The following is a 16,269-nucleotide window of genomic DNA, read 5'->3' on the forward strand; positions in this document are numbered from 1 at the left end:
TATCTTTGGCATACCATAGCAGACAAGTCAATTCATATAGTGCAATAGGGCTTTGGTCTATCGACCGCTCCCGGCCTTGTCGTGGGTGACGCGGGGCCCGGCAACCGAGAGTGCGGTGCTCGACGACGCCAGCCCGAGTTCCCGACTCGGGCCGGCATCGTGACACCTACTCGAAGTAGCTGAAGGTCTCGCCGGGCTTGATGTCGAGCAGTGCGTGGTAGATCAGCTCGATCACGTTCTCGACGTCCTGCTTGTGGACCATCTCGACGGTGGTGTGCATGTAGCGCAGCGGCAGCGAGATCAGTGCCGAGGCGACACCGGAGTTGGAGTAGGCGAAGGCGTCGGTATCGGTACCGGTGGCGCGCGAGCGCGGCAGCCGCTGGAACGGGATCTTCTGCTCGGTGGCGACCTTGATCAGCCGCTCGCGCAGCTTGTTCTGGATCGCCGGGGCGTAGCAGATCACCGGGCCGTCGCCGATCTTGTTGGCGCCCTCGCGACGCGGTTCGATCATCGGCGTCGAGGTGTCGTGACTGACGTCGGTGACGATCGCCACGTTCGGGTCGAGCCGTTCGGCGATCATCTCGGCACCGCGCAGCCCCACCTCTTCCTGCACCGCATTGACGATGTAGAGACCGAAATCGAGCTTCTGCTTGCGCGCCTTCAGCAGCCGCGCCACTTCCGCGATCATGAAGCCGCCGATGCGGTTGTCGATCGCCCGGCAGACCAGCTTGTCGCCGTTGAGCACGAAGAACTCGTCCGGGTAGGTGATCACGCAGCCGACGTGCACGCCCAGCGCCTCGACCTCCTCCTTGGTGCTGCAGCCGACGTCGATGAAGATGTTGTCGAGCTCTGGCGGCTTTTCCTTCGGGCCCTGGCGGCGGGTATGGATCGCCGGCCAGCCGAACACGCCCTGGACGATGCCGTTGTCGGTATGGATATTGACCCGCTTGGAGGGCGCGATCTGGTGATCGCTGCCGCCGTTGCGGATGACGTAGATCAGGCCGTTGTCGGTGATGTAGTTGACGTACCAGGAGATCTCGTCGGCGTGGCCTTCGATCACCACCTTGTACTCGGCGTCCGGGTTGATCACGCCGACGGCGGTGCCGTAGGTGTCGGTGATGAACTCGTCGACGTAGGGGCGCAGGTACTCCATCCACAGCTTCTGCCCCTCCCACTCGTAGCCGGTGGGCGAGGCGTTGTTGAGATAGCGTTCGAGGAACGCCATGGCATCCGCGTCGAGCGGCTTGGCGCTATTTCGGCCGCCCTTGGCGGTTCTCTTGGGGCTCTTGCCGGTGCTTTTGCTCATGCATCTTTCCTAAACGAGTCATGAAGGTGGCTCTAGCTTAGCAGCCCCTGACGCGAGATTGCCTCATCGGCGCCCGTTCGCGTCTACGCTAGTGGTCTCACTCGATCCACCGGAGAGACAAGGATGACTCGACGCCCGCTACGCCACCACCAACGCTTCGCCTACCGTCCGATCACCGATCGGGACGACTGGCACTGGCCCGGCAATACCGACCTGGCGGTCTACATCGGGCTCAATCTGGAGCATTACGCCTTCGGCGAGGGTCGCGGTGTGGGGATCGCGCCGCCCGCGCCGGCAGGCGAGCCGGACGTGCTCAATTACGCGTGGCGCGAGTATGGCAACCGGGTAGGGGCATGGCGCTGTCTCGAACTCTTCGAAGCGTTGAACCTGCCGGCGGGCGTTATCGCCAACACCTCGGTTCTCGATCACTGCCCCGAGCTGCTGGATGCCTTCGTTGCACGCGGCGACGAGATCATCGCCCATGGCCATACCAACGCCGAACGCCAGGGCCAGATGGATGAAACCCGGGAGCAAGAGCTGATTCGCAGCTGCCGCGACCGTCTCGCCGAGCGCTACGGCCAGGCGCCTGCCGGCTGGCTGTCACCGTGGATCTCGGAAAGCGAAGCGACGCCGGACCTGCTGGCGGGGTCGGGCTTCGACTACGAGCTCAACTGGGCGCACGATGACCGGCCGATCGCCATGAGCACTCGCGCCGGCACGCTCTGGTCGATCCCCTACCCGCAGGAGCTCAACGACATTCCGACCATCTCGACCCATCGCGTCTCGATGGAGGAGTTCACGACGATGATCCGCGATCAGTTTCGGGAACTGCTGGAGCAGTCACGCCGGCAGCCTCTCGTCATGGGCATCGCGCTGCACCCCTGGTTGATCGGTCAGCCGTTCCGGTTGCGTCAACTGCGGGAGGTGCTCACCGAGCTGGCCGACTACCGCGAGGCCCAGGGCGTGTGGTGGACGACACCGGGCGCCATCGCCGATTACGCCAGCCAGCGCTCTTAGCCCGCGGCTCGCGGCTCACAGCGTCATCGCGGCGATCCAGCCGAAGACCAGCAGCGGCACGTTGTAGTGCAGGAAGGTCGGCACCACGCTGTCCCAGATGTGGTCATGCTGGCCGTCGGCATTGAGTCCGGCGGTGGGGCCTAGCGTGGAATCCGAGGCCGGTGAGCCGGCGTCGCCCAGCGCCGCCGCCGTCCCCACCAGCGCGGTGGTCGCCAGCGGCGAGAAGCCGAAGCCCAGCGCCAGCGGCACGTAGAGCGAGGCGATGATCGGGATGGTGGAAAACGACGAGCCGATCCCCATGGTGATGAACAGCCCCACCAGCAGCATGATCAACGCGGCCAGCCCCTTGTGGTCGCCGATCATCGCCGCCGAACTCGTCACCAGGCTGTCCACCGCACCGGTCGCCTGCATCACTCCGGCGAAACCGGCGGCCGCGATCATGATGAAGCCGACCTGCGCCATCATCCGCATGCCTTCGGTAAAGACGTCGTCCTGCGCACGCCAGCGAAACACGCCGCTGACCGACAGCAGCGCAAAGCCGAACAGTCCGCCGAGCACCATCGAGTCGGTCAGCAACTGCACCACCACCGTGCCGACCAGTGACGCCACCAGCACGATCTCCTGCCAGCCGCGGAGACCGGCTTCTCCATCGAGCGTGGTCGCGGGCTGCTCGTCGTCCCGCTGCCCCACCAGCGCGCGGTCCTCGTAATGCCGCCGACGGCGATAGCTGAAGAACACCGCCACCAGCAGCCCCAGCGCCATCCCGCCGATCGGCATCGCCATGGCCAGCGGCACCTGGGCCGCCTCGACCTGGAGGCCGAGCTGGGCACCGCTGCTGTTGAGGTTGTTGAGCAGGATATCGTTGAGAAAGATGGCCCCGAACCCCACCGGCAGCAGCATGTAGGGGGCGGTGATGCCGAAGGTGATCACGCAGGCCACCGCGCGGCGATCGAGCTCGAGACGGTTCATCAGCGTCAGCAGCGGTGGCACCAGGATCGGAATGAAGGCGATATGCACCGGAATCAGGTTCTGCGAACTGATCGCCGCCAGCAGCAGACAGCCCAGCAGCGCCAGTACCACGCGACGCGGGCGAGCGCCGGCGCCCTCGAGATGGAATCGCTGGACGGCGCGCCGAGCCAGGCCCTGGGTGATACCCGAGCGCGAAAGCGCTACCGCGAATGCCCCCAGCACCGCATAGGAGATCGCCACCGTCGCCCCGTTGCCCAGGCCGCCGTTGAAAGCCTCCAGAATGGCATCGAGCGGCATGCCCGCATAAAGCCCGCCCGCGATGGCGGCAACGATCAGCGCAAATACGACCGACACCCGCGCCAGACTCAACGTGACCATGATCAGGATGGCCAGCACCACAGCATTCATGCATCGCCTCTTTTCGAACCGTGAACGGTATCCGCCGAACGCTGCCGACGAACGAAGCGGACGATGATATCGACCCCGTCACCGAACGCCAGGAAAAATCCGGGACGCGGGCCCACTCGTCACCGAGGCCGGCCGCGGGAGACGACGCCGTGGGTTACCGGACTCACCACCGGTAACCAAACGCCCCCATACCGGCAAAGCCGCTGACAAAAAACCTCATCCATTTTCGATCCGGTCGCCTTAAGCTCGATTGACGATAACGACCGGCGCAGGAAGCGTCGGCAGAGAGTGCTCGCCAGGTGACAGACCGGCGGGCTCCGGGGTGATTGAAGGGGCTGGCTCAGCAACTTCAGGAACGGCGACATGCACAATGCGGATCGTGCCGGCTTCGCCATCTTCTGCGTGGCGATTGCCTTCATGGCTTTCATCGGGGGCGCCTTCGTCATTCTGACGAAGTCGTTCCCCTATACCTATCTCGACGATGCCCACAAGGCGGCGGTTGCCGTCATCGCGCAGCGGTCCGATGACGACCTCTACACCGGGACCGATCTGTGGCGCGACGCCCGCCGGGATGATCGAGGCACCACCATCGACGACCCGGAGAAAGCCTACGAGGGTCTGACGCTCTACACCTCGGGGGACGGCCCCTACGCCAACCTGGTCGATATGCACGGGAAGGTCGTTCACCGCTGGGAACTGCCCTACAGCGACGTCTGGGAAACCAGCCCGACCGGCCGCGATCCCCGTCCCGACGACCGCATGTACTGGCGCAAGGCCAAGGTCCTGCCCAACGGCGATCTGGTCGCCATGTACATCGCCGACAACGACACCCCGTGGGGATACGGCATCGTCAAACTCGATGCCGACTCCCGGGTCATCTGGAAGTATCACGCCAGCACCCACCATGACCTGGATATCACCCCGGACGGCGACGTGATCACCCTGACCCACGCGTTCACTCAGCGGAAGGTGCCAGACTTCCAGGCCCTCTCCTATCCGTGGCTCGACGACTACCTGGTCAGGCTGGACGGGGAGACGGGCGAGGAGATCAGCAAGGTTTCGCTCGGCGACGCCTTCATCGACTCCCCCTTCGCCGCTCTTTTCTACTCGGTGCCGAGCTTCGCCACCGAGGACCCGCTTCACACCAACAGCGTTCAATACCTGGACGACGAACTGACCCGGAATTTCGCGCCGGCCAACGGCCACGGCGGCCAGATCATGCTGTCGTTCCGCCACCCCGGGGCGGTGGCGCTGGTCGATCCGGACGCCGGGGAGATGACCTGGGCCATGAAAGGGCCGTGGCTGGGCCAGCATTCCGCCCGCGTCCAGCCCAACGGCAACTTCACGCTGTTCGACAACCTGGGCAATTTCGAGCGGGGCAATCGTACCCGCATCCTGGAAGTGAACCCGAACGACGATGCGATTGTCGCAAGCTATAGCGGCAATGATGAACACCCCTTCGACAGCGGCCTGCGCGGTGCCGCGCAGACACTGCCGAATGGCAACCGGCTGATCACCGAATCCGATGGCGGCCGGCTGTTCGAGACGACTCCACAGGGGGAGATCGCCTGGGAGTTCATCAATCCCGCTCGCGGGGGTGACAAGGAGCAGTACGTCCCCGTGGTCTCATCGGGTCAGCGCATCGCCACTGCCAACCTCGACGCGGATTTCCGCGCCGATCTCGACACCACTAGGAGGTGATCGTCATGACGCGTTTGACCAAGCGATACGACAAGTTCCTGCTGACGGGCATGCTGGCCGTCGGTGCCATCCTGCCGCTCACCGCCGAGGCCTACGTCGGCCCGGGCGCCGGCCTGAGCCTTCTCACGGCGCTATGGGGCATCATCGCCGCTGTCGGCATGGCGCTGTTCTTCGTCATCATGTGGCCGATCCGTCGCATGCGTCGGCGCCGCAAGGCCGAAGCCGCCGCGGCCTCGGCGGGCGAATCGTCCACGGCGCAGGCCCGCACCGCCCAGGACCCCGAGTCGCCGCCGACCACCACCCGCGTCGAACAGACGCAGCGCGAGACGCCGCAGGCCGACCAGCGCTCGTGAAGCCAGGGTGATGGGCCGGGACGTCCTGGCGCGTCCCGGTCATCGCATCGATCCCGAGCCACTTTCCCCTCGCCATGAAACGTCACCCCTGTCTTCGGCGCCGAGCGACGCGCCGAGGAGCGGCTCGTGTCAGGAGGACACATGGGTTTACTGAATCTGCCCGATCCGATCTTCGGCGCCATCGATGACGGGATGCAGTCGTTCCTGCCGGCCACCGTGCGCTTGATCGTATGGGCGACGATCGCCGGTATCGGCACGCTGTTCCTGTATCGACTGGTCTCGCCGCAAGGCAGAATCGGCCACGCCAAGCGCGAGGCCCGCGCCGCACGCCAGCGACTCAACGAGTTCGACGGTGAGTTCAGTGACGCCGGGCCCTTGATCCGCGACCAGTTTCTCGCCGCCTTCAAGCATCTCGGGCTGGTGTTCCTGCCCACGCTCGTCTCGATCCTGCCCCTGCTGGCGCTACTGACCTGGCTGGAGAGCTACTACGCGCACGCCTTGCCGGCGGCAGGCGACACCCCGACCGTGCAGGTCACGCCGGACACCTACGACGCGCAGTGGGTCCAGCAGGACGATGGCCCCCACGTGATCGTCAGCGACAGCGACAGCGAATTGGCCAACGTCGCCATCACGGCGCCGATTCCGGTGATCGAGCAACGCCACTGGTGGAACTGGCTGGCCGCCAACCCCTTGGGTTACCTGTCCGCGGAGAGCGGCATAACGCGGATCGCCTTCGACCTGCCGGAGCCCGAGTATCTTCCGTTCGGGCCGGGCTGGATGCGCCACTGGCTGGCGGTCTTCTTTCCGATCATGACGATCGTCTCTCTGATCACCTATCGCTGGGCGAAAATCGAATGAACCACACTGATTCCGACGATTCGGCCCCCCGGGCCGCCGGGGCAGGCAACGCCAGGAAAGGCGCGGCCGCCAGTGGAGACATCAGCGATCCGAGCTTCGTGGTCCCCGGCTGGATGCACTGGCTGGGGGGCTGGATCCACCGCAAACCTCGCACCTGGATCAAGCTTGGCAACCTGGAGACCCGCGCGGTCCGGGATGCGATCGCCGACAAGCGGGTCGACCGCCCCGTCTACGTCGCCGGCCTGGCTCGCTCGGGGACGACGATCCTGCTCGAGCACCTGGCCTCGCACCCCGATGTGGCAACCCACCGCTACGTCGACTTCCCTCCCCTGCTGACGCCCTACTGGTGGAATCGCTGGCTGGCGAAGGTGCCCAACGCCCAGGAGCAGGCCCAGGAGCGCGCTCACAAGGATGGCATCGAGGTGACCTCGCAGAGCCCGGAAGCGTTCGAGGAGATGCTGTGGATGGCGTTCTTCCCCGATACCCACGATCCGAGCCACAGTTCGGTGAAAGGCCGCGATGCCAAGCACCCCGAGTTCGAGCGCTTCTACGACGAGCACGTGCGGAAGCTGCTGGCGGTGCGCGATCGCCGGCGCTACGTCGCCAAGGGCAACTACAACCTGGTGCGGCTGGGCTATCTGCACCGGCTCTACCCGGCGGCGAAATTCATCCTGGTGATTCGCGACCCGGTTTGGCATATCGCCTCGCTGATGAAGCAGCAGCAGCTGTTCGTGGCCGGCGAGACCAGCGAACCGCGCGCCCTGGAGCACATGCGCCGAGTGGGGCACTACGAGTTCGGCCTCGACCGACGGGCGATCAACGTGGGCGACGACGACGAGACCCGGCACATCACCGAGCTGTGGCAGTCCGGCAACGAAGTCGAGGGGTGGGCTCGCTACTGGGCGGCGATCTACGCCCATGTCGCCGACACGCTGGACGCCGACCCGGAGCTCGAATCGGCTTGTCTGCTGATGCGCTACGAGGCGCTCTGCGGCGAGCCCCACGAGAGCTTGCGGGCGGTCTTCGATCACGCCGAGCTCGAGCTGGCGCCGCAAGCGCTGGCCGACGCCGCCAGCGGCCTGCATGCGCCGACCTACTACAAGCCCAGGTTCAGCGACGCGGAGCTGGCCACGATCGCCGAGATCACCGGCCCCGTCGCGGCCCGGTTCGGGTACTAGTCGCGGGCTTCGGCCTGCGCCGGTTTCGGGGTGCTTTAAAATCGGCTTCGGCCAGCGCCGGTTACGGGGCGCTTGAAAAGAAACGGGGCGGCCAGATGGCCGCCCCGCTTTCCGTCGTATCGACTCGCTCCGCCCTCACCCCTGGGCGGGATGTGCCGGATAGTGACGCTCCTCCGGCGGGGTCGGGAAGTACTGATAGAGCCAGGTCTCGCTCACCGTCTTGCCGTCGGCGAGCAGATTCAGGCGCATATTGATGGGATCGGTGGAGTCGCTGGTGGGGTACCAGTCAAACTGAATGCGGAAGCCCTCGATCTCCTCCACCCACAGGATATCGAGCTGCTTGACGTCGCCCTCGGGCACGTCGAGCTGGGTCTTGATGTCGATATCGTTGTCGTAGAGGTGCTTGAGCTCGCCGCCGATGAAGTCCACTGCGATCCGCTTGGCCCACACCTCGGGATAGTGCTCGCCCGGCGCCCAGCCCTCCGGGAAACCGCCGATGCCGGTGAAGGTCTTGCGCACGCGAGCCAGCTCGGGCTTCACCGGCGGCTGCGCACTCCAGTAGAGCTTGTAGCCGTAGTTGAGTTCCTGGCCCGGCTCGATCGGCTGTTCGGGCTTCCAGAACGCCACCACGTTGTCCATGGTCTCGCCGGTGGTCGGAATCTCGAGCATCTGGATCTCGCCCTTGCCCCACTGCCCCTTCGGCTCGACCCACAGGCTCGGCCGCTTGTGATAGTTGCCGACGATGTCTTCGTAATGGGTAAAGTCGTGGTCGGTCTGGAGCAGGCCGAAGCCCTTGGGGTTATCGTCGCCGAAGGTGTTGAACTGGACCCGCGGCGGATTGTTGAGGGGGCGGCAGACCCACTCGCCGTTGCCGAGCCACATCGACAGCCGGTCGGAGTCGTGGATCTGCGGATGGAAGGTCAGGCACATGTCGCGCTGCTGGGTGCCGCAGCTGAACATGCTGGTCATCGGCGTGATACCGAGCTGGGCGATCGACTCGCGCGGATAGAGGTGCTTGTCGATATCCATCACCACGCGCTCGTCCTCGCAGTGGATGACGAAGCGATAGGCCCCGGCGAGGCTCGGTGAATCGAGCAGCGCATAGGCGGTGAAGGTCGTCGCGCCGGGCTTCGGCGTCTCGAACCAGAACCGGGTGAAGGCCGGAAACTCCTCGGTCTTGCCGTCGCTGTAGGTGTTGACCGTCACGCCACGAGCGGACAGACCGTACTGATAGGTGTCGTCGACGGCGCGGAAGTAGCTGGCGCCGAGGAAGGAGACGATGTCGCGCTCGGTCAGTGAAGGCGCCTTGAACACCCGGAACCCGGCGAAGCCGAGATCGCCCTGGCCCTCGAGCTGGGAGACATCGACGTCGGCCCGGGAGTAATCGAACAGGTCCGGCCGGAAGTGGATCTCCTTGGCCTGCTGGGTCTGCGGATCGATGGAGTACATCCGGACCGGCTGGTTGAACGCCATGCCGACGTGGAAGAACTGGATGTCGAGCGGACCATTCATGCTCTTCCACAGCGAATGGTCGGGATCGTAGCCGATGGCGTTGTACTTCTGCGGCGTGAGGTCGGCCAGGGTCGGCGGTAGCTGCTCGACAGTGCTCTGGTAGGCCTTGGCAGCCAGGTCACGGGCAAATCCCTGCAGCCAATCGAAGCTGAAGGAAGAAGCCTCGCCATCGGCAATGTCACTGGTGGCACGCGCCGCCGCGAACAGCGGTGCCGAGGGCAACCCATACCAGGCCGCCAGGGCAATCGCGCTTTTCAGCACACTTCTACGATCCATGAACACCCCATCCTTATGTCTGTCGGCAGTCGAACTGGAAGCATACCCGATCGTCTCGGATCAGGCTGCACCGGAGAAAATCCCTTTTCAGACGCCAATGCCATCCGAGGGTTCCCCGGGAGCGGACCGACCCGTGTCCCCGCTCGCGCGCGCCGGTGTCCGCCCCCGGTCGACTCGCCGTTGGTGGCATCGTCGAGGAATGGTTGGCGTGCTAACGTCAACCCCATCATCGCTCCATTGCCATCGAGAGGCCCCGTGAAACGACGCTACTCCTCGCACCATGCCTGGCGCCGCGCCCAGAGCATCGACGAACTCGCCTGGATGGCGCGCCGGCGCCTGCCTGCCTTCGCCTGGGAGTATGTCCACGGCGGCTCGGAAGACGAGATCACCCTGCACGACAACCGCCGCGCCTTCGCCGCCTGGGGGTGGCAACCGCGAACGCTGGTCGACGTCGAGCAGCGCGACAGCCGCACGCGGCTGCTGGACGCTCCCGCCGAGCTGCCGCTGGCGATCGCCCCCACCGGCTACAACGGCATGCTGTGGCGGGACGGCGATATCGCGCTGGCCCGGGCGGCCGCCAGTCGCGGCATTCCGTTTACCCTGAGCACGGTCTCCTGCGCCAGCCTGGAAACCCTCGCCGACGCGGTGCCGGAGGCGCGGCTCTGGTTCCAGCTCTACGTGCTGGATGACGAGGCCGTTCGCAACGACATGCTCGAGCGGGCGAAGAACGTCGGCGTCGACACGCTGATGGTCACCACGGACACCGTGGTGCTGGGACGTCGCGAATGGGATTCGAGAAGCTACCTCAATCCCCGGCGCCTGGCGCTGCCCTATCTCGTGGACGCCGCCCTGCATCCGCAGTGGGCCTATCGAGCGCTCTGGCCCCAGGGCCTGCCGACGCTGGGCAACCTGATGAAGTATCTGCCCAAGGAACAGCAGAGCGCGGGCAGCGCCGCCGGCTACATCAATCAGCGCATGACCCGCCGGCTGACCTGGGAGGTGTTGGCCGACATTCGCCAGCGCTGGCCCGGCAAGCTGCTGATCAAGGGAATCCTCAATGCCGAGGACGCACTCGAGGCCAAACGCATCGGCGCCGACGGCGTGGTCGTCACCAACCACGGCGGCCGACAGCTCGACGGCGCGCCGGCGACGCTGGATGCGCTGCCCGAGGTCGTCGAGGCGGTGGGAGAGTCGATGCACGTACTGCTCGACAGCGGCATTCGCCGCGGTAGCGATATCGCCAAGGCCGTGGCGCTGGGCGCCGAGGGCGTGCTCTGCGGCCGCGCCACGCTCTACGGCCTGGCGCTGGGCGGAGAGGCCGGGGCGGCCCATGCCATCGACCTGCTCAAGGAGCAGTTGCACAACCTGATGGCGCAGCTGGGACGGCCGACGCTCGAGCAGATCGACCGCACCTGCCTGCGGCGCGCCCCCTATGCCGCTACCCGAGGAGACCTCCCCCGACGCCCGAGCGACGCCCTGCCGGGTGGAGAGACGCCGGGGGACATGCCCTAGGCTCCCAGCCCTTTCGACAGCGAGGGCTGCACGACCTCGATCCAGTAGCCGTCAGGGTCCTTGACGAAGATCACGTTCTTCATCTTGCCCTGGTCCGAGCGCTTCTTGAATTCGACCCCGTTGGCATCGAACCACTGCTCGGCAGCCGCCAGATCCGGTACCGCGAAGCAGATATGGCCGAAGCCCTGCGGTTCGGCATTGCCGTCATGATAGGAAAGCTCGGGGTCGTCCTCGCTGCCCCAGTTGTGGGTCAGTTCCAGTACGCCTTTCTGCGAAAAGGTGTAGGCGGTACGCTCGCCCTCCTCTTCGGGGATGGCGCTGTCGTCGTCGACCCGGGCCAGAAAATAGAGCGTGAACTGCATCTCCGGAAAGTCGAGCTTGCGCAGCAGGCGCATGCCGAACACGCGGGTGTAGAAGGCCAGCGACACCTCCGGATCCTTGGCCCGCAGCATGGTGTGATTGAACACGAAGCCTTGCGTCTCCGCCGGCGCGGCTTGTACGCCGGGAACCTGGTCTTCGGCAATGGACATGGGATCCTCCTGTGGATTCGGATGACGATATCGACAGACAGCCGAAACGCCGATGGGACACCAGAACAGTGGGGGCGACTTCTGCCGCTCTCAAGCCTTGCGGTTCCCGCTCCCGGCGAGAAGAGAACCCCGACGACCGCATACCGAAACGCCAGGGCCGGACGACTTTGCAGCACCGGGCCCCTGCTCTACACTCGGTTGAAACCGGCAGACAGGGCCCGCGGGCATGGCGACAGGCACCACTCCCCACCATTTCTCCCGATTCACCGCGGCGCGGCAGGCTCCCTCGACCCGATCAAATCGCCAGGCAACGCTCTCCCAGCCGGGCCTGCTGTTCCTCGCCCTGCTCCTGCTGCTGCTCGCCGGTTGCAGTACCCAGAAGGCGATCGTCACCCGCGACGATGGCCCGGCCATCGACGGCAACAATCTCTCCATCGACCGCATCCTGGTGATGTCCGCCGCCAAGGACGCGCTCGGCACGCCCTACCAGTGGGGCGGCAGCACACCCCGGGGCTACGACTGCTCGGGGCTGGTACAGATGGCCTACGGCAAGATCGGCATCTCGCTGCCGCGAACCTCCAACGAGCAGTTCCACGCCCTGAAGGAGATCGACGTCGCCCGTCCCGGCGACCTGCTGTTCTTCGGCTCGGGCAGCCGTGCCACCCATGTCGGCATCTACATGGGCGACCGCCAGATGATTCATGCGCCCGGTAGCGGCCGCACCGTCAGCGTGTCGTCGCTCGACATCCGCTACTGGCGCCAGCACTACCTGGGGGCAGCGGCGCCCGCGAACTGAAATCGTGCCCGAAGGTTCAGCCACCAAAACCGCACGGCGCCCTTGAGATATCGGGCGCTGGCTACCACGTTGTAGGAACGTCACGGACATATCGTGCGAGCGCGGGCATGTCGTTATCGCTATCGATTGTTTCACAGCACTGCCCGGGCTCGTCATGATGGAGTTCCGACCCCAGGCTTCGGAAGGAAGCCGTCAACGGCAACAGGAGAAAGTCATGGCGTTACAACTCGGCGATACCGCCCCGGATTTCACCCAGGAGAGCACCGAAGGGCCGATCTCGTTCCACCAGTGGGCCGGCGACAACTGGGTCATCCTGTTCTCCCACCCGGCCGACTTCACGCCGGTGTGCACCACCGAACTCGGCGAGGTCTCGCGCCTCAAGCCGGAGTTCGAGCGTCGCAACACCAAGGCGATCGGCCTCTCGGTCGACCCGCTGGACGACCACCAGCGCTGGGTCGGCGACATCGAGGAAACCCAGGGCTGCGGGCTCAACTTCCCGCTGCTGGCCGACGCCGACCGCTCGGTGAGCGAGGCCTACGGCATGATCCATCCCAACGCCAGCGGCACCAACACCGTGCGTTCGGTATTCATCATCGATCCGGCCAAGAAAGTACGCCTGACCATCACCTATCCGCCCAGCACCGGGCGTAACTTCGCCGAGATCCTGCGCGTGCTCGACAGCCTGCAGCTGACCGACGGCTACAAGGTCGCCACCCCGGTCAACTGGCAGGATGGCGACGACGTGATCATCGTGCCGTCGATCGACAACGAGAAAGCCAAGGAGCTGTTCCCCAACGGCTGGGACGAGAAAAAGCCCTACCTGCGCGTGACCAAGCAGCCGAACAAGTAAGCCGGCTGCCAGGTAGCAGAGGAAAAAGCCCGCGCTCGATGAGCGCGGGCTTTTTTTGGCTCCCGAGAACGCCTGCGCCGAACAGCAGCCGGGAGGCCACGCCGGCGGCCGGGAGCCCAGCCTCGACTCGCGGCGCCAGGCAAGTCCCGGCGTGGGGCGTCGGTACCAGTAAAAGCGTCGCTCCCCGGATCAAATGGCAGCGGTTCATGCGCTGACCTGCTCTCCATGATAGAAGCGGATGCCGGGTAGCTGGCCGCCCAGCCAGTAGGCGAGTTCCGCCGGCCCGGTCACCTCCCAGGCAACCGCGTCAGCCACCTTGCCCACCTCGAGCGAGCCGTGGCTGGCGTCGATGCCGAGCGCCCTGGCCGCATTCAGCGTCACGCCGGCCAGGGCCTCCTCCGGTGTCAGGCGGAACAGCGTGCAAGCGAGGTTCATCATCAGCCGCAGCGACAGCACCGGCGAGGTGCCGGGATTGAGGTCACTAGCCAGCGCCATGGCGACGCCGTGCTCACGAAACGCCTCGATCGGCGGCAGCTGGGTCTCCCGCAGGGTCAGAAACGCACCGGGGAGCAGCACGGCGGTCGTACCGCTGGCGGCCATGGCCCGTGCATCGTCGGCGTTGGCGTACTCGACGTGATCGGCCGACAGCGCGCCGAACTCGGCCGCCAGCTGGCAGCCCCCCAGGTGCGACAGCTGCTCGGCGTGCAGCTTGACCGGCAGACCGAGCCGGCGAGCCGTCTCGAAGACCCGCCGCATCTGGGCCGGAGAAAACGCTATGCCCTCGCAGAAGCCGTCGACGGCGTCGACCCATCCCTCCGCGGCCAGCGTCGGCAGCATCGTCTCGCACACCCGTTCGATGTAGTCATCGCTGCGACCGGCGTACTCCGGCGGCAGGGCGTGGGCGGCCAGGCAGGTCGTCTTTACCGTCACCGGCAGGCGTTTGCCCAGTTCGCGGGCGACCTGCAGCATGCGCCGTTCACTGTCGAGGTCCAGCCCATAGCCGGACTTGATCTCGAGTGTGGTCACGCCCTCGGCCAGCAGCACCCGCGCCCGCGCTTCGGCGCTTGCGTAGAGCGTCTCGAAGTCGGTCTCCCGGGTCGCTCTGACACTGCTGACGATACCGCCGCCCTGACGAGCGATCGTCTCGTAGTCGACGCCCTCCAGACGCTGCTCGAACTCACCGCTGCGGTCCCCCCCGAACACGAGATGGGTGTGGCAGTCGATCAGCCCCGGCGTCAGCCAGCGACCGCCGAGGTCGTGGATCGCCTCGAAATCCTGCTCGGCCAGATCGTCGGCCTTGCCGATCCAGTCGATCCGTCCATCGGCAATGACGAGCGCGGCGTCGGTGATGAGGGAGTAGCGGCCCTCGGCCATGGTGATGGCGTGACAGTGGTGCCAGAGCTGGGTCATGGGCGATTGCCTCCGTGCGGTCGGAAAAGATCAGGTCAAGGTGAGGGCGCGCGCTTCCGGCGGTGTACTCAGGGTCGCCGCCACGGACTCAGGGATCGCGGCGGAGCGCATCGCCGAGAAGGCTCGCTCGATATCCCGGGAGAGCGGATGCTCCTCCTCGTAGACGCCGACGAGAGTGCGCAGCCAGCGCCATGCCGCACTGGTGCCGGTGGCGAAGCGCTCGCTCGGCAGCAGGTCGAAGGCCTGCGCCGCGCACAGCCACTCGATGGCGATGATGCGAAAGGCGTTGTCCAGCGCGACATCCAGCTTCAGCGCGGCGCTGTCGCCGAGGCTGAGGTGATCCTCCTGCAGGGCGGAGGTCAGGTAGTTGTCGATCACCGCCGGCTGCGCCAGGCGCTTGTTGTCGGCGGCCAGCGAAGCGGCCGTGTACTGCGCGATCATCAGCCCGGATTTCATCCCGCTCTCCGCCGAGAGAAAGGGCGGCAGGCCACTGTGCAGGCTGCTCACTTCCGGCGTCACCAGGCGGTAGATGCGCCGCTCGGAGATCGCGCTCCACTCCGCCACCGCCATCGCCAACTGATCGCAGGCCAGGGCGATCGACTCGCCATGCGGGTTGGCTTGCGAGACGACCCGGTAGCCGTCGCCGCTCTTCAGCAGCAGGGGATTGTCGGTGGCACCGTTGAGCTCACGCTCGATCTGTTGGGCCGCGTGTGCCAGCTGGTCGCGACAGGCGCCGTGGACCTGCGGGATCGCGCGCAGACTCAGGGCGTCCTGCAGGTGCCCGCCACGGCGCGCGGCGAGCCATGGGCTGTCGTGCAGCAGCTCCCGCAGGGTGGCGCCACAGATCTGCATCCCGAGCTGCGGCTTGAGGGCGAGGACATCGGCATCGAACGCCGCCAGCTGGCCACCCAGCGCATCGAAGCTCATCGCCGCGCCGACGTCCGCCCAGGCGCTCAAGCGATTGGCGCCATCCAGTGCCAGGCAGGCCAACCCGGTCATGGCCGGGGTGCCGTTGACCAGACTCAAGCCGTCCTTGGCGCCCAGGGCCACCGGCGGCTTGCCGATCCGCGCCAGTGCTGCCTCGGCGCTCATGACCCGGCCCTCGTGGCGAACCTCGCCGATGCCGATCATCGCCAGGCCGATATGCGCCATGTGGGTGAGATACCCCACCGACCCCTGCCCCGGTACCACCGGGGTCACCCCGTGGTTGAGAAAGTCGAGCAGCCGCTCGACGATCTCCGGACTGATCCCCGAATGGCCGTGGCTGTAATTGACCACGGCGGTCGCCATGATGGCGCGGACCTGGTCGTCGCGCAGGGGGGCGCCGACACAACAGGCGTGGCTCATCAGGGTGTGATAGGAGAGCCGCACCAGCTGATCCGGCGCCAGGCGTACCTGGCAGAGCGCCCCGAGGCCGGTATTGATGCCGTAATAACGGGTGTCTTCCCGGGCGAACGCCTCCACCGCCTGGCGAGCCTCGCGAACCTTGGCCCAGCGCCCGTCACCGAGCGCCAGCTGCGCGCCATGGCAGGCCACCTCGACGATGATGCGCCAGGAGAGTGCCCCGTTGCCGAGCGTGACGGTTTTCATCGT

The 16,269-nt window shown here is 66.0% G+C and carries 14 protein-coding genes; 8 read left to right on the forward strand and 6 right to left on the reverse strand.

Features of this window, described 5'->3' with window-relative positions:
• Window positions 1–166: 166 nt before the first annotated feature.
• Complete coding sequence (locus tag DOM45_RS00415) at window positions 167–1,306, reverse strand: M42 family metallopeptidase (protein ID WP_205909355.1); 1,140 nt, start codon at window positions 1,304–1,306, stop codon at window positions 167–169.
• 123 nt (window positions 1,307–1,429) lie between these two features.
• Here DOM45_RS00415 and DOM45_RS00420 point away from each other — a divergent pair, with 123 nt between their 5' ends.
• The gene (locus DOM45_RS00420; RefSeq protein ID WP_110597549.1) at window positions 1,430–2,323 is read left to right on the forward strand and encodes a polysaccharide deacetylase family protein; all 894 of its coding nucleotides are present in this window, start codon (window positions 1,430–1,432) and stop codon (window positions 2,321–2,323) included.
• 15 nt (window positions 2,324–2,338) lie between these two features.
• On the opposite strand, the gene DOM45_RS00425 is transcribed toward DOM45_RS00420, so the two are convergent.
• Entirely contained in the window at window positions 2,339–3,700 is a 1,362-nt protein-coding gene (locus DOM45_RS00425; RefSeq protein ID WP_110597550.1) for a Na+/H+ antiporter family protein, read from the reverse strand.
• A gap of 363 nt (window positions 3,701–4,063) precedes the next feature.
• Between DOM45_RS00425 and DOM45_RS00430 the strand changes: the two genes are divergently transcribed.
• The 4 genes from DOM45_RS00430 to DOM45_RS00445 all read left to right on the forward strand — a co-directional run bounded on the left by DOM45_RS00430 (window position 4,064) and on the right by DOM45_RS00445 (window position 7,790).
• Window positions 4,064–5,401: an arylsulfotransferase family protein gene (locus tag DOM45_RS00430; RefSeq protein ID WP_110597551.1), complete on the forward strand. Its 1,338-nt coding sequence runs from the start codon at window positions 4,064–4,066 to the stop codon at window positions 5,399–5,401.
• Between the two features lie 5 nt (window positions 5,402–5,406).
• Window positions 5,407–5,754, forward strand: coding sequence for a hypothetical protein (locus tag DOM45_RS20190; RefSeq protein ID WP_205909356.1), 348 nt, complete (start codon window positions 5,407–5,409; stop codon window positions 5,752–5,754).
• 141 nt (window positions 5,755–5,895) lie between these two features.
• On the forward strand, window positions 5,896–6,612 hold the full coding sequence (locus DOM45_RS00440; RefSeq protein ID WP_110597552.1) for a hypothetical protein: 717 nt from the start codon (window positions 5,896–5,898) through the stop codon (window positions 6,610–6,612).
• Window positions 6,609–7,790 carry a sulfotransferase family protein gene (locus DOM45_RS00445; protein ID WP_205909357.1) on the forward strand — a complete coding sequence of 394 codons (1,182 nt, stop codon included), beginning with the start codon at window positions 6,609–6,611 and terminating at the stop codon, window positions 7,788–7,790. The genes DOM45_RS00440 and DOM45_RS00445 overlap by 4 nt, the downstream gene beginning before the upstream one ends.
• A gap of 135 nt (window positions 7,791–7,925) precedes the next feature.
• Here the strand turns inward: DOM45_RS00445 and DOM45_RS00450 are convergent, their stop codons facing one another.
• The gene (locus DOM45_RS00450; protein ID WP_110597553.1) at window positions 7,926–9,578 is read right to left on the reverse strand and encodes an OpgD/OpgG family glucan biosynthesis protein; all 1,653 of its coding nucleotides are present in this window, start codon (window positions 9,576–9,578) and stop codon (window positions 7,926–7,928) included.
• Window positions 9,579–9,833: 255 nt separating this feature from the next.
• Here DOM45_RS00450 and DOM45_RS00455 point away from each other — a divergent pair, with 255 nt between their 5' ends.
• Window positions 9,834–11,090 carry an alpha-hydroxy acid oxidase gene (locus tag DOM45_RS00455; protein ID WP_205909358.1) on the forward strand — a complete coding sequence of 419 codons (1,257 nt, stop codon included), beginning with the start codon at window positions 9,834–9,836 and terminating at the stop codon, window positions 11,088–11,090.
• Here the strand turns inward: DOM45_RS00455 and gloA are convergent.
• Window positions 11,087–11,620: a lactoylglutathione lyase gene (gene gloA / locus DOM45_RS00460; protein ID WP_110597554.1), complete on the reverse strand. Its 534-nt coding sequence runs from the start codon at window positions 11,618–11,620 to the stop codon at window positions 11,087–11,089. The genes DOM45_RS00455 and gloA overlap by 4 nt on opposite strands.
• Window positions 11,621–11,846: 226 nt before the next feature.
• On the opposite strand from gloA, the gene DOM45_RS00465 reads away from it, so the two are divergent.
• Window positions 11,847–12,416: a C40 family peptidase gene (locus DOM45_RS00465; protein WP_110597555.1), complete on the forward strand. Its 570-nt coding sequence runs from the start codon at window positions 11,847–11,849 to the stop codon at window positions 12,414–12,416.
• Between the two features lie 157 nt (window positions 12,417–12,573).
• Window positions 12,574–13,266: a peroxiredoxin gene (locus DOM45_RS00470; protein ID WP_280951297.1), complete on the forward strand. Its 693-nt coding sequence runs from the start codon at window positions 12,574–12,576 to the stop codon at window positions 13,264–13,266.
• Window positions 13,267–13,470: 204 nt separating this feature from the next.
• On the opposite strand, the gene hutI is transcribed toward DOM45_RS00470, so the two are convergent.
• Together hutI and DOM45_RS00480 are read right to left on the reverse strand one after the other, a co-directional pair.
• Window positions 13,471–14,676 (reverse strand): imidazolonepropionase, encoded by a 1,206-nt coding sequence (gene hutI, locus DOM45_RS00475; RefSeq protein ID WP_110597557.1) that lies wholly within the window; start codon window positions 14,674–14,676, stop codon window positions 13,471–13,473.
• Between the two features lie 30 nt (window positions 14,677–14,706).
• Complete coding sequence (locus DOM45_RS00480) at window positions 14,707–16,266, reverse strand: HAL/PAL/TAL family ammonia-lyase (RefSeq protein WP_110597558.1); 1,560 nt, start codon at window positions 16,264–16,266, stop codon at window positions 14,707–14,709.
• Window positions 16,267–16,269 lie beyond the last annotated feature (3 nt).

Source organism: Salinicola lusitanus (assembly GCF_003206045.1).
Taxonomy (GTDB): Bacteria; Pseudomonadota; Gammaproteobacteria; order Pseudomonadales; family Halomonadaceae; genus Salinicola; species Salinicola lusitanus.

Coding starts and splice junctions, on each gene's coding strand:
- DOM45_RS00425 (WP_110597550.1), bottom strand. CDS start 3,700: ATGAATGCTGTGGTGCTGGCCATCCTGATCATGGTCACGTTGAGTCTG.
- DOM45_RS00445 (WP_205909357.1), top strand. CDS start 6,609: ATGAACCACACTGATTCCGACGATTCGGCCCCCCGGGCCGCCGGGGCA.
- gloA (WP_110597554.1), bottom strand. CDS start 11,620: ATGTCCATTGCCGAAGACCAGGTTCCCGGCGTACAAGCCGCGCCGGCG.
- DOM45_RS00420 (WP_110597549.1), top strand. CDS start 1,430: ATGACTCGACGCCCGCTACGCCACCACCAACGCTTCGCCTACCGTCCG.
- DOM45_RS00440 (WP_110597552.1), top strand. CDS start 5,896: ATGGGTTTACTGAATCTGCCCGATCCGATCTTCGGCGCCATCGATGAC.
- DOM45_RS00450 (WP_110597553.1), bottom strand. CDS start 9,578: ATGGATCGTAGAAGTGTGCTGAAAAGCGCGATTGCCCTGGCGGCCTGG.
- hutI (WP_110597557.1), bottom strand. CDS start 14,676: ATGACCCAGCTCTGGCACCACTGTCACGCCATCACCATGGCCGAGGGC.
- DOM45_RS20190 (WP_205909356.1), top strand. CDS start 5,407: ATGACGCGTTTGACCAAGCGATACGACAAGTTCCTGCTGACGGGCATG.
- DOM45_RS00415 (WP_205909355.1), bottom strand. CDS start 1,306: ATGAGCAAAAGCACCGGCAAGAGCCCCAAGAGAACCGCCAAGGGCGGC.
- DOM45_RS00470 (WP_280951297.1), top strand. CDS start 12,574: ATGGAGTTCCGACCCCAGGCTTCGGAAGGAAGCCGTCAACGGCAACAG.
- DOM45_RS00430 (WP_110597551.1), top strand. CDS start 4,064: ATGCACAATGCGGATCGTGCCGGCTTCGCCATCTTCTGCGTGGCGATT.
- DOM45_RS00480 (WP_110597558.1), bottom strand. CDS start 16,266: ATGAAAACCGTCACGCTCGGCAACGGGGCACTCTCCTGGCGCATCATC.
- DOM45_RS00465 (WP_110597555.1), top strand. CDS start 11,847: ATGGCGACAGGCACCACTCCCCACCATTTCTCCCGATTCACCGCGGCG.